Genomic DNA, 22,651 nt, shown 5'->3' on the forward strand with positions numbered 1-22,651 from the left:
AGTTTGTTCTAACCAGGACCCCTAGTCCGGAGCCTGCCGACATGCCCATCAGAGTAGCGACGTGGAACGTGAATTCGGTCCGGCAACGGATCGATCTCCTCCTGTCGTGGCTGAGGGAATGTCAGCCCGACATCGTCTGCCTGCAGGAGATCAAATGCGTCGACGAGGCGTTCCCGCGGCTGGAGATCGAGGCGCTCGGCTACAACGTGGTGACCCATGGGCAGAAGACGTTCAACGGCGTCGCCCTGCTCTCCAAGCTTAGGTTCGACGAGACCAAGTCGGGGCTCGCCGGTGACGACGAGGACGCGCACGCCCGCTTCCTCGAGGGCGTGGTGACGCTCAAATCTGGCGTGCTGCGCATCGCCTGCCTCTATCTGCCAAATGGCAACCCGGTTGGCACCGAGAAATATCCCTACAAGCTCAAATGGATGTCGCGGCTTCTTGAGTATTCGAAGGAGCGCCTTAAGGCCGAGGAGCCGCTGATCCTCGCAGGCGACTTCAACGTCATTCCGCACGCCCGCGACGTCCACAACCCCGCCGCCTGGACCGAGGACGCGCTGTTCAAGGCCGAGACCCGGGAGAGCTTCCAGTCCCTGCTCGGCCTCGGGCTGACCGATGCCTTGCGGGCCGTCACGGACGAACCCGGGCTCTACACCTTCTGGGATTATCAGGCCGGGGCCTGGCAGAAGAACCAGGGCCTGCGCATCGACCATCTGTTGCTGTCGCCCCAGGCCAGCGACCGGCTCGCGAATGTCGGCATCGACAGCTACGTCCGGGCCTGGGAGAAGCCGTCGGATCACGTGCCGGTATGGGCGGATCTGGATCTGGAGGCGGCGTAGCCGCCGGCGTCGTCATTCCGGGGCGGCTCGAAGAGCCGAGCCTCAGGTGCGCAATTGCGCACCGGGGAATCTCGAGATTCTCAGGTGCGCAATTGCGCACCATAGTTCGATGCTTCGCATCGCCCCGGAACGACAGCGCATTATTGCTACTCGCGGCGGCCCTGCACCCACTGCTCCAGCATTTGCAGGCACATGGCGCGGTCGTCGTTGGAGGCCTTGGCGAAGGCGCGGTTGTAGTTTTCCTTGATCCAGATCTCGTCGGCGCTGGCGCTGTCACGCGCCAAGGTCAGCCACATCAGGCCACGCGCCGCCTGCCGCGGCAGGCGGTCGCCGTTGAACAGCATCTGTCCGAGCAGCGCCTGGGCCTCGTGCTGGCCCTTCTGGGCGGCGAGGCCGAGCCAGCGCGCGCCGTAGCGGAAATCCTCGCGCGAGGCGTCCGGCGTCTTCAGATAGAGCCGGGCGAGATCGTATTGCGCATCGGCGTTGCCGAAATAGGAGGCGGCGTAGGAGAACATCTCCCGGGCCCTGTCAGGGTCGGCCTTGACCTTCGAGTTCGGAATGCCGCTGAGATAATAGCGACCGAGCGCGACGAATGCGTTGGCCACGACCTGCGCCTGTGGCGTCGACGGCAGGTCCTCGGCATGCGCGTTCGCAATCCGGGTGAAATAGTCGAAGGCGCGCACGTCGTCCTGGGCAACGCCGTCGCCGCTGGCGTACATGCGGCCGAGCTTCCACTGCGCGATGGGGTGACCGCCCTCGGCGGCATATTGCAGGGCACTGAGCGCGGTTTCCTGGGTCACGACCGGGGCCGCAGACTTCCGAACCGTGCCCGCAGCACCGGGCAAGGTGGTCACGACAGGGATGGTCGCATCCTTCGGGTTGACCGGCGCGCCATCGAAGGCGAGCGCGGGCGCGGCCAGCGCGGTAGCCCCTAACACAAACGCAACTATGGTACGCCTAGATGTCCGCATAGCACTGTTTCTCGTGCGCGCCGCCCGGATGGGTCACTGCCCCCCCGACCGCTGGTCCAACCTGCTGAGCATATTTCCAGAGCGCGCCCGTCGTGTGGTTAGTCGCGCGAGCGCTCCATTTGGTTTTGCGCTTGGCAAGCTCCTGGTCGCTCAATTTTACGTTAAGGATACCGGCGTCCGCGTCGATCTCGATGATGTCGCCGTCCTCGAGCAGCCCGATCGGGCCGCCGACCGCAGCTTCAGGGCCGACATGGCCGATGCAAAAGCCGCGGGTAGCGCCGGAGAAGCGGCCATCGGTGATGAGCGCGATCTTGCCGCCCATGCCCTGCCCGGTCAGCGCTGCGGTGGTCTGGAGCATCTCCCGCATGCCGGGGCCGCCCTTGGGGCCCTCATAGCGGATCACGATGACTTCGCCTTCCCGATAGGTACGCTTCTGAACCGCCTCGAAAGCATCCTCCTCACGGTCGAAGCACCTGGCCGGACCGGTAAACTTGAGGTTGGACATTCCCGCGACTTTCACGATCGCACCTTCTGGCGCCAAATTCCCCCTCAGACCGACCACACCGCCGGTGACGGTGATGGGCTTGTCTGCCGGGTGCACCACGTCCTGGTGCGGATTCCACTTCACGCTCTTGAGGTTTTCGGCGATCGTGCGGCCCGTGACGGTAAGGCAATCACCGTGCAGGAAGCCGTTGTCGAGCAGCGTCTTCATCAGAAGCGGTATGCCACCAACTTCAAACATGTCTTTGGCGACATAACGGCCGCCCGGCTTCAAATCCGCGACATATGGTGTCTTTTTGAAGATTTCGGCGACGTCGAACAAGTCGAACTTGATGCCGCACTCGTGCGCGATCGCCGGCAGGTGCAGTGCAGCATTGGTCGAGCCGCCTGAGGCCGCGACCACGGCCGCCGCATTCTCCAGCGCCTTGCGCGTAACGATGTCGCGCGGCCGGATGTTGGACGCGATCAGCTCCATCACCTTCTCGCCGGCCGTCATGCAGAAGGCGTCGCGGATTTCATACGGTGCCGGAGCACCGGCTGAGTAAGGCAGCGCGAGGCCGATCGCTTCCGAGACGGTCGCCATGGTGTTGGCCGTGAACTGCGCGCCGCAAGCGCCCGCCGACGGGCACGCCACGCGTTCGATCTCGTCGAGGTCTTCGTCGGACATCGCGCCGACCGAGTGCTTGCCAACGGCCTCGAACATGTCCTGCACGGTGACCTGCTGGCCGCGGAAATTGCCGGGGAGGATCGAACCGCCATAGATGAAGATCGACGGCACGTTGAGACGAACCATCGCCATCATCATGCCCGGCAGCGACTTGTCGCAGCCGGCAAGGCCGACGAGGGCGTCATAGGCGTGGCCGCGTACGGTCAGCTCGACGGAGTCGGCAATGCACTCGCGCGAGGGCAGCGAGGAGCGCATGCCGTCATGGCCCATGGCGATGCCGTCGGTGACGGTGATGGTGCAGAATTCGCGCGGCGTGCCGCCGGCGGATGCGACGCCCTTCTTCACCGCCTGGGCCTGACGCATCAGGGCGATGTTGCAGGGGGCAGCCTCGTTCCAGCACGAGGCGACGCCGACGAACGGCTGATGGATCTGCTCGGTGGTCAGACCCATGGCGTAGAAGTAGGAGCGATGGGGCGCGCGCGCAGGACCTTCCGTCACGTGACGGCTCGGCAGCCTGTCCTTGATGTTGGTCTTGGCGTCCATGGCGACCAGTTTCCTGAGGTCCAGTTTCCTGGTCCAGCTTGGTCCAGTTTCTTGGCCAACCCTTGTCAGACCGGGAAAATCACACCCAAGATTTGAATCGACCTTGGAATTTCCCACCGCCTGCAAGGAGCCAGCCCAGCCCCTGAAACATTTCGAGCGATTTTATTCATGTTCGGGTGTGGCCAAAAAGCGGCGCTGATGCGAACGAGCCGCGAGAAGGGTTAAATCGCACAGGGATGTTGCGCAGACAGCACAATCGTTACCGGGAAGACACGGATTTGCTTACCGCGATACCTCGCAAAGATGACAGTCCACAATCTCTGATTTCGCCACTAAAGGCGCGCGACCATCTTTGCGGCGATGACTGATAGCCGCAACTGAGTCGCCCTCAGCGGGGTCAGGCCAATGCAGCCTCCAGGCGAGCTTTGACATGGATAGGGTACCCCCCTATCTTACATTCATGTCGCACACCATCAAACACAAGTCGAAACTCATCGGCCGCGTCCGGCGCATCAAGGGGCAATTGGACGCCGTCGAGCGCGCGCTCGAATCGGAGATCGGCTGCGCCGATGTGCTGATGCTGGTGGCTTCGGTGAAGGGCGCGATCAGCGGCCTCACAACCGAGCTGCTGGAAGATCATATCCGCCATCATGTCGTGGATCCCGCGCACGAGAAGGATCCGGAGAAGGCCAAGGGTGCCGCCGACCTCATCGACGTCGTCCGAACCTATTTAAAGTGAAGAGATGATCGACCTGTCTCACCTGCTCCAACAAAGCAGCGCGCACGCATGGCTGTTCGTGCCCAGCGCGATCCTGCTCGGCGCCCTGCATGGCCTGGAGCCTGGGCATTCCAAGACCATGATGGCCGCGTTCATCATCGCCATCAGGGGAACGGTGTTTCAGGCGGCGCTGCTCGGCCTCTCGGCGACCATCTCCCACACCGCGATCGTCTGGGCGGTCGCGCTCGCGGGATTGTATTTCGGCCAGGAATTATCGGGCGAACGCAGCGAGGCCTGGCTGCAACTGGCTTCCGCCGTCATCATCGTCGGCATCGCCGGCTGGATGGTCTGGCGCACCTGGCGGGATCAAAACCACGAGCACGAGCACGACCATCACCACCACGACGAGCCGCAAACGATCTCGCTCGCCGGGATGCCGCTCCTGCTGGAGGTGTTCGAAGACGGCGTGCCACCTCGCTGGCGCATCAGGAGCGAGAACGGCGCGCTTCCCGCCGCCGGCGACATCAAGGTGACCACGATCCGCGAGGACGGCTCGGAGCAGACATTCGCCTTCGCGGCCCGGGACGGATATCTCGAAAGCGTCGCGGAGATTCCCGAGCCGCACGCCTTCAAGGCGCGCATCGCGCTTGCCGGCGATTCCACCGAGCTCTTATTCGAGGAGCACGATCACGGCCATATCGATCTCGGCGACGAGGACGACGCGCATGCCCGAGCCCATGCCGCCGACATCCGCAAGCGCTTTGGCGGGCGCAGCGTGACGACCCTGCAGATCGTCCTGTTCGGTCTCACCGGCGGACTGATCCCCTGCCCCGCCGCCATCACCGTGCTGCTGCTTTGCCTTCAGCTGAAGCAGTTCAGCCTCGGCTTCGTGCTGGTGTTGTCCTTCGGCATCGGGCTCGCGATCACGATGGTGTCGGCCGGCGTTCTCGCAGCGCTCAGCCTGCGCCATGTCGAACGACACTGGCGCGGCTTCAGCCGCTACGCCCACCGCGCGCCCTACGTCTCGGCGGTCCTGATCGTCTTCGTCGGCTTCTACACCGGCTGGACCGGACTGCACGAACTGATGTCGTGATCCCTCGTCAGCGATGGCGCAAGCTTCAGGCCCGCTGATCGAAGCGCGCGAACACTGCGCTGGTCAGACCGCCGAGCAGCGTCCAGAACACCAGGCTCGTCACTGTCACCGCCGTGACGAACTGATGCGTCAGCGACGACGGGACATTGGTTTCGACATTGGCGAGTTCCGGTGCGCCGATCAGATGCGGCAGGGTCAGCAGGATCACGCCTGACATCGCCGCCGGCACCGAGCGGCGGAACGCAATCATGGCAAGCCCTCCGGCCGTCGCCAGCACGGCCGCCAGCCACCAGATCTGGCGCGACAACAGCGGCGCGGCCGGCACGCCGGGCAGCTCCGGCGGCAAGCCGAGGCCAGGTGCCAGGGTGAAGACGGCGAATCCCGCCAGACCCCACAGCAGGCCTTCGTGCCAGGACACGCTCATGCCGGTCGCGCCGGTGCGCACGGCGAAGAAGCCGGCCAGCAGCAGTGCGAATCCGATCGCGGTCAGGATGTTTGCGGCGGCCGTATAGGCATTGCGCTCAAACCCATCGCGCGGCTCCCAGGCCCCGGCGCCATGCTCATGGTCGCCGGCGCCATGCTCATGGTCGCCGTGATCGTGGGTTGCGTGGTCGTGGCCGGCCGCCGCCGGCTGCGCCGCGACCGGGGCGTCATGCTGGTGCGTCTGCGCCGCCTTCTCGAAGACTTCCGCCTTCAGGATCAGGGGAACGGTGCCGAACTGCTGGACGAGCGTGACGACGAGACCGACGATGAAACCTGAGATGACCGAGGCGAAGACGATCGAGCGAAACGTGCCCATGCCACCCCGGTCAGTGGCAGGGGAATGCGTTCGAGTGGCGCACGTCGTGGGCGGCGTTGTGGACCACGTCGATATTGGAGAAGCCGACCATGCCGACAACGAACAGGCCGAGCACCATGGCCATCAGAGCCTGCGACAGCCGTCCCACCTGCCCCGCGGCGACCGGAAGCGCGGCCTGGGTCGAGGTCTGGGCGGCGTGGGCGAGCTGAGACTGGCTCATGGTCTATTCTCCATTGGCGATTTGGCCGTCTTCTAGCAGCTTCCGGGCGACGTCGCGACTGGTAAGATGCAGACTTGTCCCAGGCAAAATGCCCCTGCGGATAATCTTGGCGCCGGCGGCCGCGCGAAACACGGCCTCGAACCGCCGGAAATAGCCGAGGCAGGCCTCGGGCGAGGGCTCGGTGCCGAGCAGCGTCCGGAATGCGCCGCGGTGCACGGCGCAGATCGCGCCGTGTCCGCGGACCGGAAACACCAGCGAGGCGATGTCATCCCGCCAATGGACTTCGCTGCTCAAGCTGTTGCACGTCCCATGAGCACCATGCTCCTGGCCGCGATCCTACCATGTCGACGATTTTCCGCAGGCCTCAATCGGGCCGGCGCTCCCCACGCGTCCTGATCATCGCGCGCTCGCCGGCATCGACGAGCTGGCCGATGCCGGTGCGGCCATTGAGTGCGCAACGAATGATGTTTTCCGCAACCGATTTGCGGAAGCGATGATCCTCTCCGTCGGGGCGATTGCGGCAGACCCGGTCCAGCGCCAGCTTCATGTTGATCCGCGTACGGGTGTCGAAATGCTCGCTGATCATGCGCCGCTCTCGGTACGTTGCTGTCGAAGCGGAAACGCTAGACGAGCAGCCGAGTTCCGAAAGCGCTCAGGTTACGCTCGCCCTCTGGGTCGCTGCTGAGCCTGAGCCCAGGCGGCTTTGACGTCTCGCGGCGGAACATCGATGCGCTTGATCGGCGTCAGCTCACCGGAGGCCGAGATGATGGCCGTCTCTTCGCGGCGACAGCGCGGGCACACGAAGCGGACTTCGTGCGGGGATGCCGACCAGTTCGAGCGTTTGACGTTAGCCGCCATCGGCCATGCCTCGCAATGCGAGCACGACACCAGAAACCGACCGGGATCGAGCATACCCATTCCATAGGACTCCGCGTCCTGCCGCCCTCCTCTAATGACTAACCCAAGTAAATCGTTCCGGTGCCGGAGCACCGCCAAGCCACTCAGTGCTCGCCGTTCCCCGATCGCCGCCCCATCCGCGCCACTGTTCCATCGCGCCCCTCACCGCGCGCCGTGGAGCGTGCAGGCTGTCGAGCAGGTGACCGTGTTACCGTGGTCGCACGCCTTGCAGGCGGCCACGCACTGATTCATGTCGCGCGGATTGAACGATGAGTAGCTGCGCATTGGGCAAACAGGGGTCGAGCCGGTGACGTCCTGCTCCTTGTCGCAGGCTGCTGTCAGAAGCGCAAACAAGATGACCGCAAACAGGCGCATGGGATGTCGACCGCCGGACGAGCTAGGTTCGCGGGCAACATTGCAGCGCAATCTTGCCCCAGGCATTCCCACCGCAGCGAATCGCGATGGGCGACTCCCTGCTTCACATCAAGGATGCGGCTCAATTGTTAAGAACCGATTGCGACCGGGCGACGCCACGCCACGGGACGAATGCCCCGCATCGTGCCTCGCTCCAGCGGAAAAGCCCTCAGGCCCCGTCAGGCAGCAGCCTTGGTCGCGATCGCCTGGCGCATGTCCACCGCGAGCTGGCGATACTGCTCCCCGAGCTTCAGGTAGATTTCGCGCTTGGTGCTGTCGGTGGCGAGCTTGGCAATCAGTTCGCATTCGGCGGTGAGTGTCTCAAACCGCTCCAGCCTGTCCTCAAGTTCTGTCATCGGCGTATCCCCATCAAACGCCCTAGGGACAACAAAGCTAAGCCTGCAAATTAGGTCACGGCGAACATCGTTATGGAGTAGAAACAATTATTCGCGGGCAGACTGTTATTTGCTGTCCATCCGCCAGGCGCCATCCCAATCGGCCGCCGGTGGGCTGGCCTCGAACTCAACGATGCGGGCAAGCAGTCTGCGCGAAGGACCGTCGCCGGGGCTGCTCTCCAGCACGGCGTTGAACGCCATGCGTGCGTCGTCGAAGCGGCGCGCGCGATAGGCGGTAAGTCCTTCGGCATAGTGCTTGCGAAGGCTCTGTTGCGCCGCGGTCAGCGCGCCGGCCCTGCCCATCACCTCGAAGATCGCTTGAGGCGCACTTTGCCCTGCGACTGCCAGACGATCGATCTCGCGCAGCTCTAGCTTCGCGCCGATCGCCTCCGCAGTCGCCTGCCCGATCAGGATACGGGTGCCGTAGACCTTGTTCGCGGCCTCGAGACGCGAGGCGAGGTTCACGGCATCGCCCATCACCGTGAAGCTCATCATCAGCTCGGAGCCGATGCTGCCGGTCAGGACCTCGCCGGTGGCAATGCCGATGCGCAGGTCGCATGGCGCCGGCATGGCGCGGATACCGAGCAGGTCCGGCAATTGCGTCTGCAGCGCGGGCACCTGCTCAACCATCTCGATGGCGGATAGTCCTGCGAGCAGCGCCTGCTCGTTCTCCTCGATGAAGGGCGGGCCCCAATAGGCCATGATGGCGTCGCCGATATATTTGTCGATGATGCCGCGATTGCTGCGGATTGGGCCGGACATGACGGTGAAATAGTGGTTCATCACCTTGACGAGGCCTCGCGGGGTCATGCCCTCGCTCATCGAGGTGAAGCCGCTCATGTCGGAGAACATGATGGTCATCACCCGGCGCTGGCCGTCGATGGCGACCTCGGGCCGGTCGATCAGGCCCTGCACCACCTTGGGATCGATGTAGCGGCCGAAGGTCTCGCGAATGCGCTCGTTGTGGCGCAGCTGCTCGATCATGCGGTTGAAGGCGGCCGCAAGCTCGCCGATCTCGTCCTGGGTCGAGACGGCAATTGTCTTGTCGAAGCGCCCCGCTTCGACCTCGCGGGTGCCGGCGAGCAGCAGCCGCACCGGGCGGGTGATGCCGCTGGACACCAGCAGCGCAAAGACGAACCCGACGATCGCTGCGAGCAAGGTCACGACACCCGACACGATGATCGCCTGGCGCTGATGGCCGATCACTTGCGCGGTGCTGAAAAACACCTGCGCCAGCATGTCGGTGCGGATCGCATCGATCTTCTGGTTGAACTGGTCGCGCACGCCGTCGATATGCTCCAGCGTAGCGCGGGCCTCCGCCATCTGCTTGCCATCGACCTGCTTGAGGAGCGCTGCGCGATCCTGATCCAGGTCGCGGCGCAGGTCGGTGACGGCGGTTTCGATGCGGATCTCGATCCGCGCCAGCGCGGCATTATCCGAAGGGGTCCTGGGATCGTCGATGATCGCGTTGATGAGCTTGCGCGCGCCCTCGGCCTCCTCCTCGATCCTCCGGTCCGTGACCTCGAACTCGTGCAGACGCGCCGCATAGGCCTCCTCGTCCGACGGCGATTGCATCCTGGTCATGACCATGCGGCGCAACGCCAGCGCCCGCTCCAGCGAGCGGACATTGGCACGGGCCAGATGGCCGTAGGCCGGGATGTAGCGGTTGGTCAGTTCGTCCAGGAGAATGCCGACCTTGCTCGACATCACCATCGACAGGATCGAGGTGACCAGCATCAGGACGATCAATCCGAGGGCGATGCCGACGATCTTGCGCCGGATCGACTGGTTGAAAAGCGGCATGAAGGGCAATGGCTGAATAGAAGGATCTTTGGAACTCAATACACCGGATCTTCGCTGGGAACACGCGCAATCGCCCCTTCGTGGCGCTGGAAACAGCGCTCAGCCGTCGCGTGAGCCCCTTCGTTAACAAAGGTTAAAACTCCTGACGCTTCGGCCACTTCTGAGTTCCCGAGTTCCATCCGGATTTTGCCGCATTGTTGCGGGAGCGTGAGGAATGCGAGACGATGCGTGGCATCGTTGCCGGTGTCGTTGATTCTCAAGCCGCATGTCGTCGCGGACCTTGGTTTGTAGTGGTTTCGCAGGGGGGACCATGGGATGAACCAGTGCCTACGCTCGCTCGCGTGTGTCGTTGCCGTTGCCGCTTTGGTCTTCGTGCCCACCGAGCTAGTGGCGAAGAGCAGTCACAAATCGTCTGGTTCCAAGAAGACGCACGAGGCGAAAGCGGGCAAGCAGCGTCATGCCGCGGCGAAATCGCGCCGTAACAAGCATGCCGAGGCCAAGCACAAGTCGAAGAAGCCGGACGACGAGCCCGCGGACAAGCCGGCGCCGCCGCCACTGACCGGCGACCTTGCCGCGCTGAAGGATGCGATCGACCTCGCGCGCAAGGGCAAGGCCGATGATGCGACGGCGGCGCGCGATCGCATTGCCGATCCCGCCGGACAGAAGCTCGCCGACTGGTTCATGCTTCGCCATTCCGAGAGTACCGCGAATTTCAAGCGCTACGCCGCCTTCCTCGCCGCCAATCCGGATTGGCCGAGCACCGCGCTGCTGCGCCGCCGCGCCGAGGCGCGGCTGTGGCAGGAGAAGAGCGATGCGGCGACTGTGCACACCTTCACGATGGACCGGCCGACCAGTGCCAAGGGCAAGTTCGCCCTCGCCCGGGTGCTGATCACCGAGGGCGACAGCGACCGGGCCGCGCGTCTCGTCCGCGAGGCCTGGCGCTCGGACGAATTGTCCGAGCGCAGCGAGGAAGATTCCTACGAAGCGTTCCACGATCTGTTGCGGCCCGAAGATCATCGCGCCCGCATGGACAAGCGTCTTGGCGCCAAGGACTATGCCGGCGCAAAGCGCGCCGCAAAACGACTTGGCGAGGATGCCCTCGCCATCGTCAAGGCGTGCGCTGCGGTCAACGGCAAGGCCGACAAGGCCAAGGATTATCTCGACGATGTGTCGGCAGACGCCCGCCGCGACCTCGGCTATGTCCTGTGCCGCGCGCAATGGCATCTGCAGAAGGACCACATCGACGATGCAGCCGAACTGATCCTGGCTGCTGCGCCCGAGACGATGGCGGCCCAGGACACCGACGCCTGGTGGCGCGAGCGCCGCCTGCTCGCCCGGAAACTGCTCGACCAGGGCAAGTTCAGGACCGCGTACGACGTGGTGCGCGCCGCCGCGGTGCCGGCGATGGAGGTCTATCGCGTCGACTATCACTTCATGTGCGGCTGGATCGCGCTGCGCTATCTCGACGATCCCAAGACGGCGATGGCACACTTCGCTGCGATCGACGAAGGCTCGACCAATCCGATCGCGCTGTCGCGCGCGCATTACTGGCGCGGCCGCGCGGCCGAGGCGATGGGAGCCAAGGCTGATGCGCGCATGAGCTACAAGGCGGCCGCGCGCTATCCGACCGCCTATTACGGCCAGCTCGCCCGCGCAAGGCTCGGCCTCGAGGGAATCGAGCTGCGCGCGCCCTCACCCGTGCTGGCTGCCGCCGACACGCCGGCGGCCGACGAGCGCGTCCGCGCCGCCGACATGCTGTACGGCATCGGCGAGCGCGACGTGGTGCTCTATTTTGCCGAGGATTTCGCCAAGGAGAGCTCCGACGTCGCGGCACTCGGGGCGCTCGGCGAACTTGCCGGCCAGCACAACGATGCGCGCGTGATGCTCGAGGTCGGCAAGTCGGCGCTGGCCCGCGGGATGGCGCTCGACCATTATGCGTTCCCGACCATCGGCATTCCCGAGCACAAGCAGGTGGCGCCGGCGATCGAGACCAGTGTGATCTATTCGGTGGCGCGGACCGAAAGCGCATTCGACCAGCGCGACAAGTCCTCTGCCAATGCCGTCGGGCTGATGCAGGTGACGCCGGAAGCCGGCCGCGATACCGCAAAGCGCTTCGGCGTGACCTACGACTGGGACAGGATGGTCTCCGACCCCGTCTACAACACACAGATGGGCGCCGCCGAGCTCAGCGCACTCTTGTCGGAATATCGCGGCAACCAGATCATGACCTTCGCCGGCTACAATGCCGGCCGCGGCCGGGTGCGCGAATGGGTGCAGGCGCATGGCGACCCCAGAGATCCCAAGGTCGATCCGGTCGATTGGGTCGAGCGCATCCCGCTGTCGGAGACGCGCAACTACGTCCAGCGCGTGATGGAGAACGTGTTGGTCTACCGCGCGAGGTTCGAGGGCAGCGGCGCGGTCGCCGGCAAGGCCGACCAGCGCGTGGTGACGGACCAGACAGGCGCAGCCGCACCCGTGGCGGCCGCAGCACCCGCTCCCTAATCGACGCCACCGGGGCTGGACTGGGCGTCTGGCAGGTTACGTTGCTGCGGCTTCCACGCGAGTGCAGTCGCGTAGCTAGGTTTCGCCTCCTTCCCTCGTGGTCAGATCGCGACTGTCCAGAAGCGCGCCGGTCAGGGCTCTCGCAAACGTCCAGATCTGTATCGTGAAGCTCCAGCACGAGACGGCACTCAGGACTGTCAGCATCTCGATCGTGTTCCCGGCGGCCGGCTCACTGCACCAAGGCATCGACCAGGGCATCAGCAGCGTCATGAGTTCGCCTCGACGGTAGCAGTCATAGTCGCAGTAATGGCGCTGTGTCCGCACGTGACGGACATAGCCGGATAGGATCGACCGCGAGCATGTGCTGCACGTGGCCGTGCACAGCGGGCTCTCGTGATTGACCAACACGAATTTCATGAAGCCGCCCTCAAGCGATCTTGTGCGAGGGCCTCGCAGAACAACGCGTAGCACTGATGGTCGCAGTAAGGCAGACGCGTCGCGATCTCGCGGAGATAGCCGCCGCTGATCGTCTCGCAGCACTGCATGCACCAGGTCTGCCGGAACGGGGTCCGGTCGTTCACCAGCACGAACGCGAATCTCATGTGGCTCCTCCCAAGGCAAAGCAGTAAACGCTGTCCAGCGGAGACAGTGCGGGCGGTGGGGCGCAAAGATGGTTTCGGCCGTCCGGATTATCCCTGTTTCGCTCCACTTTTTGCGGCGGGACCAGAATGTATCGTCCGTCCTCCCTGCGCCGTGCATAGATCTGGCCGTCGACGTACTTGATGTCGGTCGGGTAGCAATCGGCGCTGTTGCAGCAACTGAGGCTCGGGTTATCCGGCATGTGCCACGTCGAATAGAATTTTTCGTGCAGCGCCAGATCCTCGGGCGGATGCTGTCGATGAGCGGCGCCGCTTCCCGCATCCTGCGCCCGGAGCGTCCCGGCAGAGCAGAAGAGAGCGATTGAGCACAAGAGCTTGCAAGTGCGGTTCAAGACACGGGCTCCCGGATCAGGCCTGTGGAACGACGTCAGCTCTACATCAGCTTCAGGCGACTTGAGTCCGGAACAACCAACTGCGGTCGCGCTCGCGGCGCGTGCGGAAGCGATCGACGCACTTCTTTGAGCAGAGCGCGGTGCGCCACGAGTAGTGGCGGATCAGGCCAAACTTTCCGCCACAGACCGCACAGCCGTTGACTGAAGAGCACGGTCTGGACTCTGGTTGGCCAACCTCAGGAAGTACGGATGCATCGCACATTTTTTTGTCTCCCTCTGTTGCTTGCGGTTGCGCTCGCTGCGACTGGCTGGTCGCCACTCCCGATTGGTCGTGAGGGTAGTCCGCTCGCCCTGAAGCGCTCAATTGTACGGACGTAAATGACCGACATGACTAGGGTTGGAGGAGCTATACCTAGGTTTGTCCGTATTCGCCCGGAACTTCCCAGCTCGTTCATGTTCAACGAGACAGCGCACGATGCTCGCGCTGCACGGACCCCGCGAAATTTTGGCGGCAGAGGCCCAGTTGCCGCGCAGCGATGGCTTGGGCGCGAGCGGTCGATCCAAAGGCAACCCTCGTAACCCCTCATCCGACTTTGGCCGGAATTGCTCCCTTCGCAGCAACATGCTCTACTTCACGCAGAGAGCGCCGGGAGCGTCTGCAATGAAGCCTCGCCGGGCAGTGACGTTCGGGAAGTCAGCCGCGCAATTCCTCGCCGGCTGTGTCAGACAAACTGTAACCGCCAAGCCGCACATGCAGCCCGACGGCGGTCTGCTCGAGGCTGTCAAGCAATGGCAGCAAGTCTTCGAGCACAATCCGGTCATGTATTTCATGGTCGATCCGGCCGGAACCGTGATCAACGTGAACACGTTCGGCGCTGAGCAGCTGGGCTATACGGCCGCAGAGCTGATCGGCCGATCGGTACTGGATGTCTTCTTCGAGGAAGATCGTGACTTCGTCCGCGCATGCGTTGCGCTGTGCCTCGAGACCGTCGACCAGTCCCACACCTGGGAGATCCGGAAGATACGCAAGGACGGCTCGGTACTATGGGTGCGCGAGAACGCCAAGACCATGCTGAGGGCCAATGGCGGGCCAATCGTGCTGGTCGCCTGCGAGAACATCACCGAGCGCAAGGAAGCGGAGAATGCTCTGCGCCAGAGCGAAGCCTATCTCGCCCAGGCTCAGGAACTGAGCCACACCGGCAGTTTCGGCTGGAAGGCCGCAACCCGCGAGATCACATGGTCCAAGGAGACCTATCGCATCTTCGAATGCGATGAGGGCAGCAAGCCTCGAATCCCGGTCATGCTCGAGCGGATTCATCCGGAGGACCGGCTCGCAGTGCAACGGACCACGGGTCAGGCAGCGCGCGAGGGAAAGGACTACGACCACGAATACCGGCTCGTGATGCCCGACGGCTCTATCAAGCATGTCCGTGCGGTCGCCCGGGCCACCCGAGATTCCGCCGGTCATGTAGAGTTCGTGGGATCGGTGAGCGACATCACGGCGGCCAAGGAGGCAGAGCGCAGGCTTCGCGAGAGTGAGCAGCGCTTTCGCGACTACGCCGAGACCGCATCTGACTGGTTCTGGGAGACAGGGCCGGACCACCGGGTGACCCTGATATCGGAACATTCGGATACCACTACCGCCCCGGCCGGCGTGATCGGGCTCACACGTTGGGACATCGCTCCGGATGCAGATCTCGAACCCGAAAAATGGCGACAGCATCGGGCGGCGCTCGACGCCCACGTTCCATTCCGCGACCTGGTGTATCGCATCAAGGACCGCAACGGGCAGCCGGTCTACGTCCGGACGAGCGGCAAGCCATTTTTTGACGCTGAGGGTACTTTTCTGGGTTACCGCGGCGTCTGCACCGACATAACTGCAGCGATCCGAGCCGATCAGGCCGAAGAGGCGCTGCGCAAGGCCCAAGCCGAGCTTGCCCACGTGACGCGCGTGACAACGCTAGGGGAGCTGACGACTTCCATTGCCCATGAAATCAATCAGCCGCTCGCCGCAGTGATCGCGAATGCCGACGCTTGCCTCTCCTGGCTGCAACGCAGTCCGCCCGATTTCAAAGCGGCCCGCCGCTCCGTGGAGTGGATCATCGAGGATGGCACGCGTGCCAGCGACGTCATCCGCCGCGTTCGGGCACTCGCCAAGGGCTCGGACGTCGAGATGGTTCCCCTCGATGCCAATGTCGTCGTCCGCGAGGCCGTCGCGCTCGTTCAGCGCGAGATGGCCAACCATGCCGTGTCGGTACGAATGGAGCTGTCTTCCGCGCTACCCAAGATCTTTGGCGATCGAATCCAATTGCAACAGGTCCTGATCAACTTGATCATGAACGGCATCGAAGCCATGGAAGGCATCGATGACCGCCCGCGCGAGCTGGCCATTCGCTCAGCGGCGGATGGCGACGAGGCGGTGCTGTTGAGCGTCGCCGACTGCGGCGTCGGCATCAGTGAACAGGCGATTGACCGCCTGTTCACACCGTTCTTCACGACGAAGTCCTCCGGCATGGGCATGGGGCTGTCGATCTGCCGCTCCATCATCGAGGCTCATGGCGGACGCCTTTCCGCAGCACCGAACCAGGAGCACGGCGCGACTTTTCAGGTTACCCTGCCCCGCCATCTACAGGAAACATCGTGACCGAGCGCGCGGAGCCTTCGCCGTCGCAGGAGGACGGCGACCAGCCAATCGTCTTCATCGTCGACGACGACGTGTCGATGCGCCGTGCGCTCACCAATCTATTCGAATCGGTCGGCCTCAAGGTCGAAGCATTCGGCTCGGCCCCGCAACTGCTCCAGGCCAAGCCGCCGGAAGTCCCGAGCTGCCTGGTGCTCGACATCCGCCTGCCCGGATCCAGCGGGCTCGACCTGCAGTCTGAACTTGCCAAGGCAAATATCCACACGCCCATTATCTTCATTACCGGTCATGGCGATATTCCCATGACCGTTCGGGCCATGAAGAGCGGCGCCGTCGACTTCCTGACCAAGCCGGTCCGCGACCAGGACATCCTGGACGCGGTCCAGACCGCGATCGAGCGAGACCGCAAACGGCGCGACCTCAACAAGGTGGTATCGACCGTCAGATCACGTTTCGAGTCCCTGTCCTCCCGCGAGCGCGACGTATTGTCACTGGTAACGTCCGGCCTGATGAACAAGCAAGTGGCCGCCCAGCTCGGATTGGCCGAGATCACCGTCAAGATCTATCGCGGCCAGATCATGCGAAAAATGGGCGCGAAGTCCCTGGCCGATCTGGTGAGGATGAGCGAGGCGCTCGGAATTGGGTCCGGCAAGCGCGACGTACAAACCTAAGTATGAGTTTCCAATGGTGACTGGCAGGTCCACCTTGCGTGTTCATAGGTAAGCCGTGGCGACGGCAAGCGCGTAATCCCGGGCCAGGAGTGGACGTCTTGCCGGCAGCTTCGGTCATTTCGGTGCTTGATGATGACCCTTACGTACGGGCGGCGATCAACAATCTTTTGAAATCCCGCGGTTACATCGTCCATACATTCGCTTCCGCCGAGGAATTCTTGAGCTCGAGCGTTGCAACTGACACCTCGTGCGTGATCGCCGACATCCAGATGCCATCGATGACCGGCATCGACCTGCTAACGCTGATGCGCGCGCAAGGGTCGTCTACGCCGTTCATCTTCATCACAGGTTACCCGGATGAGAGCGTGCGTACGCGCGCGCTCAAGGCCGGGGCAATCTGTTTTCTCGGTAAGCCATTTGCCCCCACGGATATGATGCAATGCCTGCATCGGGCGCTGGCGCCAGGCGACGAAGCCCAGGGGTGATTGCCTAGCCGTCAATCCACCGTGATGTTCGCCGCCTTGATGATCGGCCACCACTTTGCGATCTCGGCCTTCTGCCTGATGCCGAGCGCCTCCGGCGTGAGCTGATCCTTGGGCGTCATTTCCAGGCCCTGGCTTTCGAGCTGCTTCTTCACGCCGGGATCGTTCAGCGCTTCCACGGCTGCCGCATTGAGCTGGGTGACAATTTCCTTCGGCGTGCCCTTCGGCACCCACATGCCCGACCACAGCGTCATGTTGAAGCCCTTCAGGCCCGCTTCATCCGCGGTCGGGATGTCGGGCGCCGAGGCCAGACGCTTGTCATCGGTGACGGCGTAGGCGCGGATGGTGCCGGCGCGGACCTGGTTGATGGAGTTGGAGGTCTGGTCGACGATGATATCGATCTGGCCGGCGATGAGGTCGTTCAGCGCTGGCGCGGTGCCGCGATACGGGACATATTGCAGCTTGATGCCGGAGACGCTCTCGAAATAGACGCCGGCGATGTGGCTGCCGGAGCCGGCCCCGGCCGTGCCCGCCGTCGGCGGCGATGGTCGCGACTTCAACCAGTCCAGCAGCTCTTTGAGCGATGTCGCCGGCACCGCGTTCTTGCTGACCACGATCATCGGATTGCTCGGCAGCAGCACCACCGGTTCGAGATCGGCAACGAGATCGTAGTTGAGCTTGTAGACGGCGCCGTTGGCGACATGGGTGCCGAGATGGCCGAACGAGATGGTGTAGCCGTCGGGCGGCGAATGCACGGCGCGCCCTACCCCGATGGAACCGCCAGCGCCAGTGACATTCTCGATCACCAGCGGCTGGCCGAGCGAGACGCGCATACGCTCGGCAAGCACGCGTGCCATCGCATCGGACGGACCGCCAGCCGCAAAGGGCACGATGATGGTGATGGGGTGCGAGGGATAGTCGTCGGCGCGCGCGGCACCGGTGAGCGCGAGAAATCCGATCAGCCCGACCCAGATGGCCTTCTTCACTATGGTCTCCCCGACGATGTCATTTTTGTTTTGTCTCTTCCCGCGTACGGGAAGAGCAATCGTTCGTGAAGAGGCGAAATGACGCGCTAGAACTGCGCGTAGTCGATCGGCTTGTGGCGATCGAGTGTGCGGGTCACCGGCGGCAGCGGGTACTTCAGACCGGTCGCGCAATTGAACAGCATCACGCGGTCACTCTTCGAGACGCGGCCATCGGCGAGGCTTTCCTTGTAGGCGGCATAGGTCGCGGCGCCCTCGGGGCACAGCAAGAGCCCCTCCTCGCGCGCGACCTCGTTCAGCGCCGAAGAGATCTTGTCGTCGTCGACCGCGATGGCGAAGCCTTTGCTCTCGCGCACGGCGCGCAGGATCAGGAAATCGCCGATCGCCTGCGGCACGCGGATGCCCGAAGCGATCGTGTGCGCATCCTCCCAGCGGGCTGCATGCTCGCTGCCTGCCTCATAGGCGCGGACCATCGGCGCGCAGCCGGACGCCTGCACCGCCACCATGCGCGGGCGCTTCGAGCCGATGAAACCGATCTTCTCGAGCTCGTCGAACGCCTTCCACATGCCGATCAGGCCGGTGCCGCCGCCGGTCGGATAGAAGATCACGTCGGGCACGTCCCAGCCGAGCTGCTCGGCAAGCTCGAGGCCCATCGTCTTCTTGCCTTCGATGCGGTACGGCTCCTTCAGCGTGGAGGTGTCGAACCAGCCGACTTTTGCCTTTCCTTCGCCGACGATCTTGCCGCAATCGTCGATATAGCCGTTGACCCGGTAGACGGTCGCGCCCTGCAGCTCGATCTCGCTGACGTTCACTTCAGGCGTGTCCGCCGGGCAGAAGATCGTGGTCTTGATACCGCAGGATGTTGCGTAAGCCGCGAGCGCTGCGCCGGCATTGCCATTGGTCGGCATCGCCATGTGCTTGATGCCGAGCGCCTTGCCCATCGACACCGCCATGACGAGGCCGCGCGCCTTGAACGAGCCGGTCGGCAGGCGTCCCTCGTCCTTGACGATGATCTCGCCGGCGCCGAGTTTCTTGCCGAGCTTGGGCAGCCGGATCAGCGGCGTCGCGACTTCGCCGAGCGAAACGATGTCCTTGCATTTGCGCACCGGCAGCAGCTCGCGATACCGCCACATGTCGGCGGGACGTTGGGCCAGCGCGTCCTTGGTCAGCGCCTTCTTCACGCCCGCAAGGTCATAGCGGACGAGTAGCGGCTTGCCGGCCTTGGAGAGGTTATGGACCTGGTCAGCCGCGTAATGATCGCCTTCCATCGCACATTCGAGATGCGTGACGAAGGTCGGGCGTTCGATGGTGAGATTGTCGTTGTCGTGCATGGGATGATTTCCTTCTTGTTTTGCAACCGGCTCTCTCTGCTCGTCATTGCGAGCGTAGCGAACCAATCCAGGATCTTTCCGCAGAGGGAGTCTGGATTGCTTCGCTTCGCTCGCAATGACGGCTCTAGATATTCAACACCCGTCCATACGCATCCAGCACGGCTTCCTTCATCATCTCCGATAGCGTCGGATGCGGGAATACCGTGTGCATCAGCTCTTCTTCCGTCGTCTCCAGATTCATGGCGACGACGTAGCCCTGGATCAATTCGGTCACTTCAGCGCCGACCATGTGGGCCCCTAACAGCTGGCCGGTCTTCTTGTCGAAGATGACCTTGACGAGGCCCTGGTCCTCGCCGAGCGCGATCGCCTTGCCGTTGCCGACGAAGGGGAAGCGCCCGACCCGGATCTCGCGGCCGCTCTCCTTGGCCTTGGCTTCGGTGAGACCGACGGATGCGACCTGCGGGTGACAATAGGTGCAGCCCGGGATCATCAGCTTGTCCATCGGATGCGGATGCAGGCCCTTGATCGCCTCGATGCAGATCACGCCCTCATGCTCGGCCTTATGGGCCAGCATCGGGGGACCGGCGACATCGCCAATGGCGTAGATGCCGGGCACGTTGGTCTTGCCGTAGCCGTCGATGACGATGCAGCCGCGCTCGGTTTTGACGCCGAGCTTTTCGAGGCCGAGATTCTCGATGTTGCCGACGACGCCGACTGCCGAGATCACGCGCTCGAACTCCGCCGTCTGCTTCGCCTTGCCGTCGTCGAGCGTTGCGACCACGCTGTCGCTCTTCTTCTCCAGCTTGGTGACGCCGGTATTGGTGAGGATCTTGATGCCCTGCTTCTCGAGCCGCTTGCGCGCAAGGCCCGCGATTTCAGCATCCTCGACCGGGAGGATCTGCGGCAGCACCTCGACCACGGTGACGTCGGAGCCCATGGTCTTGAAGAAGGACGCGAACTCGATGCCGATCGCCCCTGAGCCCATCACCAGCAGCGACTTCGGCATCCGCTCCGGCACCATCGCTTCAAAATAGGTCCAGATCAGCTTCTTGTCGGGCTCGAGCCCCGGCAGAACGCGCGGCCGCGCGCCGGTCGCGACGATGATGTGCTTGGCCTGATAGGCCCCCTCACCGAGCGAGCCCTTCGGGCCCTCGACATCGGATTTCTTCACGGTGATCTTGCCGGGCGCGTCGATCGAGGCGGCACCCCAGATGATGCTCACCTTGTTCTTCTTCATCAGGAAGCCGACGCCGTCGTTGAGCCGCTTGGAGACACCGCGCGAGCGCTGCACCACCGCCTTCGGATCGAACGACACCTTCTCGGCCGAGAGGCCGTAATCGCCGGCGTGCTGCATGTAATGGTAGATCTCGGCGGAGCGTAACAGCGCCTTGGTCGGGATACAGCCCCAGTTCAGACAGATGCCGCCGAGATAGGACTTCTCGACGATGGCGGTCTTGAAGCCGAGCTGCGCGGCCCGGATCGCGGTGACATAGCCGCCCGGACCCGAGCCGATGATGATGACGTCGAAGGATGTATCGGCCATGGCGGCTCCCATTCAACTCAAGCGATCGTTGCGCCGCGGGCGCGGCGTTTGAAGACGTAGATTCTGATCAGCCATTCCATGAGAATGGCCGCGGCCATCATGGCAAAGATGGTGAGTGCGATGGGACCCCAGATGCTGCGCGACAGCCCCTGGCCGGCAAAGAAGGCGGCCTCAATGATCTCGAGGCCGTAGGGGTTGAGCACGAGGATCAACGAAACCAGCATCGAGATCCAGGGCCAGCGCGTCCTCATGCGCCATCAGACCATCATCATGACGGGGTTTTCGATCAGCTGCTTGAATGCGCCGATCAGCTCGGCGCCGAGCGCACCGTCGATGGCGCGATGATCGCAGGACAGCGTCACGCTCATCATTGTTGCGATCTCGATCTTGCCGCTCCGCACCACCGGCCGCTCCTCGCTGGTGCCCACAGCAAGGATCGTGGCATGCGGCGGGTTGATCACCGCCGTGAAGTCCTTGATGCCGAACATGCCGAGGTTGGAGACGGCCGTGGTGCCGCCCTGGTATTCCTCGGGCTTCAATTTGCGGGAACGCGCGCGCGCGGCAAAATCCTTCATCTCGTTGGAGATGGTCGAGAGCGTCTTGGTCTCCGCCTTGCGGATGATCGGCGTGATCAGGCCGCCGGGCATCGCCACGGCGACGCCGACGTCGGAATGGTGGTGCTTGACCATGCCGCTTTCGGTCCAGCTGACGTTGCAGTTCGGGATCTTCTGCAGCGCCACCGCCATCGCCTTGATGACGAAGTCGTTGACCGAAATTTTGTAGAGCGGCTTCTTCTCCTTGTCCTTCGGAGCTGCGGCGTTGATCTCCTCGCGCGCGGCGAGCAGCTTGCCGATGTCGCAATCGATGGTGAGATAGAAGTGCGGGACGTTCTGGATCGACGCGGTCAGGCGCTGCGCGATGGTGCGGCGCATGCCGTCATGGGGGACGATGTCGTAGGAGCCGGGCTCGAACAGCGACAGGATCTGCTTGTCCGACATGGTCGGCGCGATCGCGGGCGCACCACCGGACGGAGCTGCCGCGGGCGCCTTGAGGCCCTTGCCTGATTTGGCCTGCTCGACGTCACGCGCAACGACGCGGCCGTGCGGGCCGGTGCCGGTGACCATGCCGACGTCGATGCCGGCTTCCTTGGCGAGACGGCGCGCCAGCGGGGAGGAGAACACGCGGCCGGCATGGCCGTTGCCCTGCGCGGCGGGCGCAGCAGCCTGCGGCGCGGGAGCGGCAGCGGGTGCCGGCGCCGCCTTGGGCGCGGCAGGCGCAGGTGCAGGTGCTTCAGCCGCTTTGGGCGGCGCAGCCGAAGCACTGGGTTTGGCGCTACCTGCGGCCTTCACGTCCTCGCCCTCGCCGGCGAGCACCGCGATCACGTCGTTGACTGGCACGTCCTGCGTGCCCTCGGGCACCAGGATCTTGGCGATGGTGCCCTCGTCGATCGCCTCGACTTCCATGGTGGCCTTGTCGGTCTCGATCTCGGCGATCACGTCGCCGGACTTGACCTTGTCGCCTTCCTTTTTCAGCCACTTGGCGAGGTTGCCCTTCTCCATCGTCGGCGAAAGAGCTGGCATCAGGATGTTGATGGGCATGCTGACCTCACGAAGAACTTCTCAAAACGTCGTCTTCGAAAGTGAAGAC

The 22,651-nt window shown here is 63.7% G+C and carries 24 protein-coding genes; 7 read left to right on the forward strand and 17 right to left on the reverse strand.

Going from position 1 to position 22,651, the window contains the following annotated elements:
* Positions 1–41: 41 nt before the first annotated feature.
* Positions 42–839 carry an exodeoxyribonuclease III gene (gene xth / locus BM374_RS07635; RefSeq protein ID WP_092290642.1) on the forward strand — a complete coding sequence of 266 codons (798 nt, stop codon included), beginning with the start codon at positions 42–44 and terminating at the stop codon, positions 837–839.
* 146 nt (positions 840–985) lie between these two features.
* On the opposite strand, the gene BM374_RS07645 is transcribed toward xth, so the two are convergent.
* Together BM374_RS07645 and ilvD are read right to left on the reverse strand one after the other, a co-directional pair.
* Positions 986–1,810, reverse strand: a complete 825-nt coding sequence (locus BM374_RS07645; protein ID WP_092290646.1) for a tetratricopeptide repeat protein — start codon at positions 1,808–1,810, stop codon at positions 986–988.
* The gene (gene ilvD / locus BM374_RS07650) at positions 1,797–3,521 is read right to left on the reverse strand and encodes a dihydroxy-acid dehydratase (RefSeq protein ID WP_092290648.1); all 1,725 of its coding nucleotides are present in this window, start codon (positions 3,519–3,521) and stop codon (positions 1,797–1,799) included. The genes BM374_RS07645 and ilvD overlap by 14 nt, the downstream gene beginning before the upstream one ends.
* Positions 3,522–3,981: 460 nt before the next feature.
* Here ilvD and BM374_RS07655 point away from each other — a divergent pair, with 460 nt between their 5' ends.
* Complete coding sequence (locus BM374_RS07655) at positions 3,982–4,260, forward strand: metal/formaldehyde-sensitive transcriptional repressor (protein ID WP_092290650.1); 279 nt, start codon at positions 3,982–3,984, stop codon at positions 4,258–4,260.
* Positions 4,261–4,264: 4 nt separating this feature from the next.
* On the forward strand, positions 4,265–5,332 hold the full coding sequence (locus BM374_RS07660; RefSeq protein WP_092290652.1) for a HoxN/HupN/NixA family nickel/cobalt transporter: 1,068 nt from the start codon (positions 4,265–4,267) through the stop codon (positions 5,330–5,332).
* A 25-nt stretch (positions 5,333–5,357) separates the two neighbouring features.
* On the opposite strand, the gene BM374_RS07665 is transcribed toward BM374_RS07660, so the two are convergent.
* The 8 genes from BM374_RS07665 to BM374_RS37805 form a co-directional block, all read right to left on the reverse strand.
* Entirely contained in the window at positions 5,358–6,131 is a 774-nt protein-coding gene (locus tag BM374_RS07665) for a CbtA family protein (RefSeq protein WP_092290654.1), read from the reverse strand.
* 10 nt (positions 6,132–6,141) lie between these two features.
* Positions 6,142–6,351: a CbtB domain-containing protein gene (locus BM374_RS07670; RefSeq protein WP_092290656.1), complete on the reverse strand. Its 210-nt coding sequence runs from the start codon at positions 6,349–6,351 to the stop codon at positions 6,142–6,144.
* 3 nt (positions 6,352–6,354) lie between these two features.
* Complete coding sequence (locus BM374_RS07675) at positions 6,355–6,645, reverse strand: hypothetical protein (protein ID WP_092290658.1); 291 nt, start codon at positions 6,643–6,645, stop codon at positions 6,355–6,357.
* Between the two features lie 70 nt (positions 6,646–6,715).
* Positions 6,716–6,937: a hypothetical protein gene (locus BM374_RS07680; RefSeq protein WP_092290660.1), complete on the reverse strand. Its 222-nt coding sequence runs from the start codon at positions 6,935–6,937 to the stop codon at positions 6,716–6,718.
* Between the two features lie 473 nt (positions 6,938–7,410).
* The gene (locus BM374_RS07690) at positions 7,411–7,623 is read right to left on the reverse strand and encodes a hypothetical protein (RefSeq protein ID WP_092290664.1); all 213 of its coding nucleotides are present in this window, start codon (positions 7,621–7,623) and stop codon (positions 7,411–7,413) included.
* Between the two features lie 218 nt (positions 7,624–7,841).
* Positions 7,842–8,018: a hypothetical protein gene (locus tag BM374_RS38470; RefSeq protein WP_177248166.1), complete on the reverse strand. Its 177-nt coding sequence runs from the start codon at positions 8,016–8,018 to the stop codon at positions 7,842–7,844.
* A gap of 105 nt (positions 8,019–8,123) precedes the next feature.
* The gene (locus BM374_RS07695; RefSeq protein ID WP_092290666.1) at positions 8,124–9,860 is read right to left on the reverse strand and encodes an adenylate/guanylate cyclase domain-containing protein; all 1,737 of its coding nucleotides are present in this window, start codon (positions 9,858–9,860) and stop codon (positions 8,124–8,126) included.
* A 35-nt stretch (positions 9,861–9,895) separates the two neighbouring features.
* Positions 9,896–10,120: a hypothetical protein gene (locus BM374_RS37805; protein ID WP_143270163.1), complete on the reverse strand. Its 225-nt coding sequence runs from the start codon at positions 10,118–10,120 to the stop codon at positions 9,896–9,898.
* A gap of 55 nt (positions 10,121–10,175) precedes the next feature.
* Here BM374_RS37805 and BM374_RS07700 point away from each other — a divergent pair, with 55 nt between their 5' ends.
* A complete protein-coding gene (locus tag BM374_RS07700) occupies positions 10,176–12,362 on the forward strand; it encodes a lytic transglycosylase domain-containing protein (protein WP_092290668.1) in 2,187 nt (728 codons plus the stop codon).
* Positions 12,363–12,437: 75 nt separating this feature from the next.
* Here the strand turns inward: BM374_RS07700 and BM374_RS37810 are convergent, their stop codons facing one another.
* The gene (locus BM374_RS37810; RefSeq protein WP_143270164.1) at positions 12,438–12,632 is read right to left on the reverse strand and encodes a hypothetical protein; all 195 of its coding nucleotides are present in this window, start codon (positions 12,630–12,632) and stop codon (positions 12,438–12,440) included.
* A 143-nt stretch (positions 12,633–12,775) separates the two neighbouring features.
* On the reverse strand, positions 12,776–12,964 hold the full coding sequence (locus BM374_RS07710; RefSeq protein WP_092290672.1) for a hypothetical protein: 189 nt from the start codon (positions 12,962–12,964) through the stop codon (positions 12,776–12,778).
* Between the two features lie 1,050 nt (positions 12,965–14,014).
* Here BM374_RS07710 and BM374_RS07725 point away from each other — a divergent pair.
* The 3 genes from BM374_RS07725 to BM374_RS07735 all read left to right on the forward strand — a co-directional run bounded on the left by BM374_RS07725 (position 14,015) and on the right by BM374_RS07735 (position 17,150).
* A complete protein-coding gene (locus BM374_RS07725; protein WP_177248222.1) occupies positions 14,015–15,997 on the forward strand; it encodes a PAS domain S-box protein in 1,983 nt (660 codons plus the stop codon).
* The gene (locus tag BM374_RS07730) at positions 15,994–16,665 is read left to right on the forward strand and encodes a response regulator transcription factor (protein WP_092290678.1); all 672 of its coding nucleotides are present in this window, start codon (positions 15,994–15,996) and stop codon (positions 16,663–16,665) included. The genes BM374_RS07725 and BM374_RS07730 overlap by 4 nt, the downstream gene beginning before the upstream one ends.
* A gap of 98 nt (positions 16,666–16,763) precedes the next feature.
* Positions 16,764–17,150, forward strand: coding sequence for a response regulator transcription factor (locus tag BM374_RS07735; RefSeq protein WP_092291838.1), 387 nt, complete (start codon positions 16,764–16,766; stop codon positions 17,148–17,150).
* A gap of 11 nt (positions 17,151–17,161) precedes the next feature.
* Here BM374_RS07735 and BM374_RS07740 read toward each other — a convergent pair whose 3' ends face one another.
* The 5 genes from BM374_RS07740 to BM374_RS07760 all read right to left on the reverse strand — a co-directional run bounded on the left by BM374_RS07740 (position 17,162) and on the right by BM374_RS07760 (position 22,602).
* Positions 17,162–18,133, reverse strand: a complete 972-nt coding sequence (locus BM374_RS07740) for a tripartite tricarboxylate transporter substrate binding protein BugD (protein WP_092290680.1) — start codon at positions 18,131–18,133, stop codon at positions 17,162–17,164.
* An 86-nt stretch (positions 18,134–18,219) separates the two neighbouring features.
* Positions 18,220–19,461 (reverse strand): threonine synthase, encoded by a 1,242-nt coding sequence (locus BM374_RS07745; RefSeq protein WP_092290682.1) that lies wholly within the window; start codon positions 19,459–19,461, stop codon positions 18,220–18,222.
* A gap of 124 nt (positions 19,462–19,585) precedes the next feature.
* Positions 19,586–21,004, reverse strand: coding sequence for a dihydrolipoyl dehydrogenase (gene lpdA, locus BM374_RS07750; protein WP_092290684.1), 1,419 nt, complete (start codon positions 21,002–21,004; stop codon positions 19,586–19,588).
* A 17-nt stretch (positions 21,005–21,021) separates the two neighbouring features.
* The gene (locus tag BM374_RS07755; protein ID WP_092290686.1) at positions 21,022–21,255 is read right to left on the reverse strand and encodes a hypothetical protein; all 234 of its coding nucleotides are present in this window, start codon (positions 21,253–21,255) and stop codon (positions 21,022–21,024) included.
* Positions 21,256–21,261: 6 nt separating this feature from the next.
* The gene (locus BM374_RS07760) at positions 21,262–22,602 is read right to left on the reverse strand and encodes a pyruvate dehydrogenase complex dihydrolipoamide acetyltransferase (protein WP_092290688.1); all 1,341 of its coding nucleotides are present in this window, start codon (positions 22,600–22,602) and stop codon (positions 21,262–21,264) included.
* Positions 22,603–22,651 lie beyond the last annotated feature (49 nt).

This window comes from Bradyrhizobium sp. Ghvi (assembly GCF_900115265.1).
GTDB lineage: Bacteria > Pseudomonadota > Alphaproteobacteria > Rhizobiales > Xanthobacteraceae > Bradyrhizobium.

Excerpts from the sequence above, each read along its gene's own strand:
- BM374_RS07700 (WP_092290668.1), top strand. The coding sequence starts at position 10,176 with ATGAACCAGTGCCTACGCTCGCTCGCGTGTGTCGTTGCCGTTGCCGCT.
- BM374_RS07665 (WP_092290654.1), bottom strand. The coding sequence starts at position 6,131 with ATGGGCACGTTTCGCTCGATCGTCTTCGCCTCGGTCATCTCAGGTTTC.
- BM374_RS07660 (WP_092290652.1), top strand. The coding sequence starts at position 4,265 with ATGATCGACCTGTCTCACCTGCTCCAACAAAGCAGCGCGCACGCATGG.
- BM374_RS07755 (WP_092290686.1), bottom strand. The coding sequence starts at position 21,255 with ATGAGGACGCGCTGGCCCTGGATCTCGATGCTGGTTTCGTTGATCCTC.
- BM374_RS07695 (WP_092290666.1), bottom strand. The coding sequence starts at position 9,860 with ATGCCGCTTTTCAACCAGTCGATCCGGCGCAAGATCGTCGGCATCGCC.
- BM374_RS07655 (WP_092290650.1), top strand. The coding sequence starts at position 3,982 with ATGTCGCACACCATCAAACACAAGTCGAAACTCATCGGCCGCGTCCGG.
- BM374_RS07680 (WP_092290660.1), bottom strand. The coding sequence starts at position 6,937 with ATGATCAGCGAGCATTTCGACACCCGTACGCGGATCAACATGAAGCTG.
- BM374_RS07745 (WP_092290682.1), bottom strand. The coding sequence starts at position 19,461 with ATGCACGACAACGACAATCTCACCATCGAACGCCCGACCTTCGTCACG.
- xth (WP_092290642.1), top strand. The coding sequence starts at position 42 with ATGCCCATCAGAGTAGCGACGTGGAACGTGAATTCGGTCCGGCAACGG.
- ilvD (WP_092290648.1), bottom strand. The coding sequence starts at position 3,521 with ATGGACGCCAAGACCAACATCAAGGACAGGCTGCCGAGCCGTCACGTG.
- BM374_RS07645 (WP_092290646.1), bottom strand. The coding sequence starts at position 1,810 with ATGCGGACATCTAGGCGTACCATAGTTGCGTTTGTGTTAGGGGCTACC.
- BM374_RS07670 (WP_092290656.1), bottom strand. The coding sequence starts at position 6,351 with ATGAGCCAGTCTCAGCTCGCCCACGCCGCCCAGACCTCGACCCAGGCC.
- BM374_RS07690 (WP_092290664.1), bottom strand. The coding sequence starts at position 7,623 with ATGCGCCTGTTTGCGGTCATCTTGTTTGCGCTTCTGACAGCAGCCTGC.
- BM374_RS07725 (WP_177248222.1), top strand. The coding sequence starts at position 14,015 with ATGAAGCCTCGCCGGGCAGTGACGTTCGGGAAGTCAGCCGCGCAATTC.
- BM374_RS38470 (WP_177248166.1), bottom strand. The coding sequence starts at position 8,018 with ATGACAGAACTTGAGGACAGGCTGGAGCGGTTTGAGACACTCACCGCC.
- lpdA (WP_092290684.1), bottom strand. The coding sequence starts at position 21,004 with ATGGCCGATACATCCTTCGACGTCATCATCATCGGCTCGGGTCCGGGC.
- BM374_RS37810 (WP_143270164.1), bottom strand. The coding sequence starts at position 12,632 with ATGACGCTGCTGATGCCCTGGTCGATGCCTTGGTGCAGTGAGCCGGCC.
- BM374_RS07760 (WP_092290688.1), bottom strand. The coding sequence starts at position 22,602 with ATGCCCATCAACATCCTGATGCCAGCTCTTTCGCCGACGATGGAGAAG.
- BM374_RS07710 (WP_092290672.1), bottom strand. The coding sequence starts at position 12,964 with ATGAGATTCGCGTTCGTGCTGGTGAACGACCGGACCCCGTTCCGGCAG.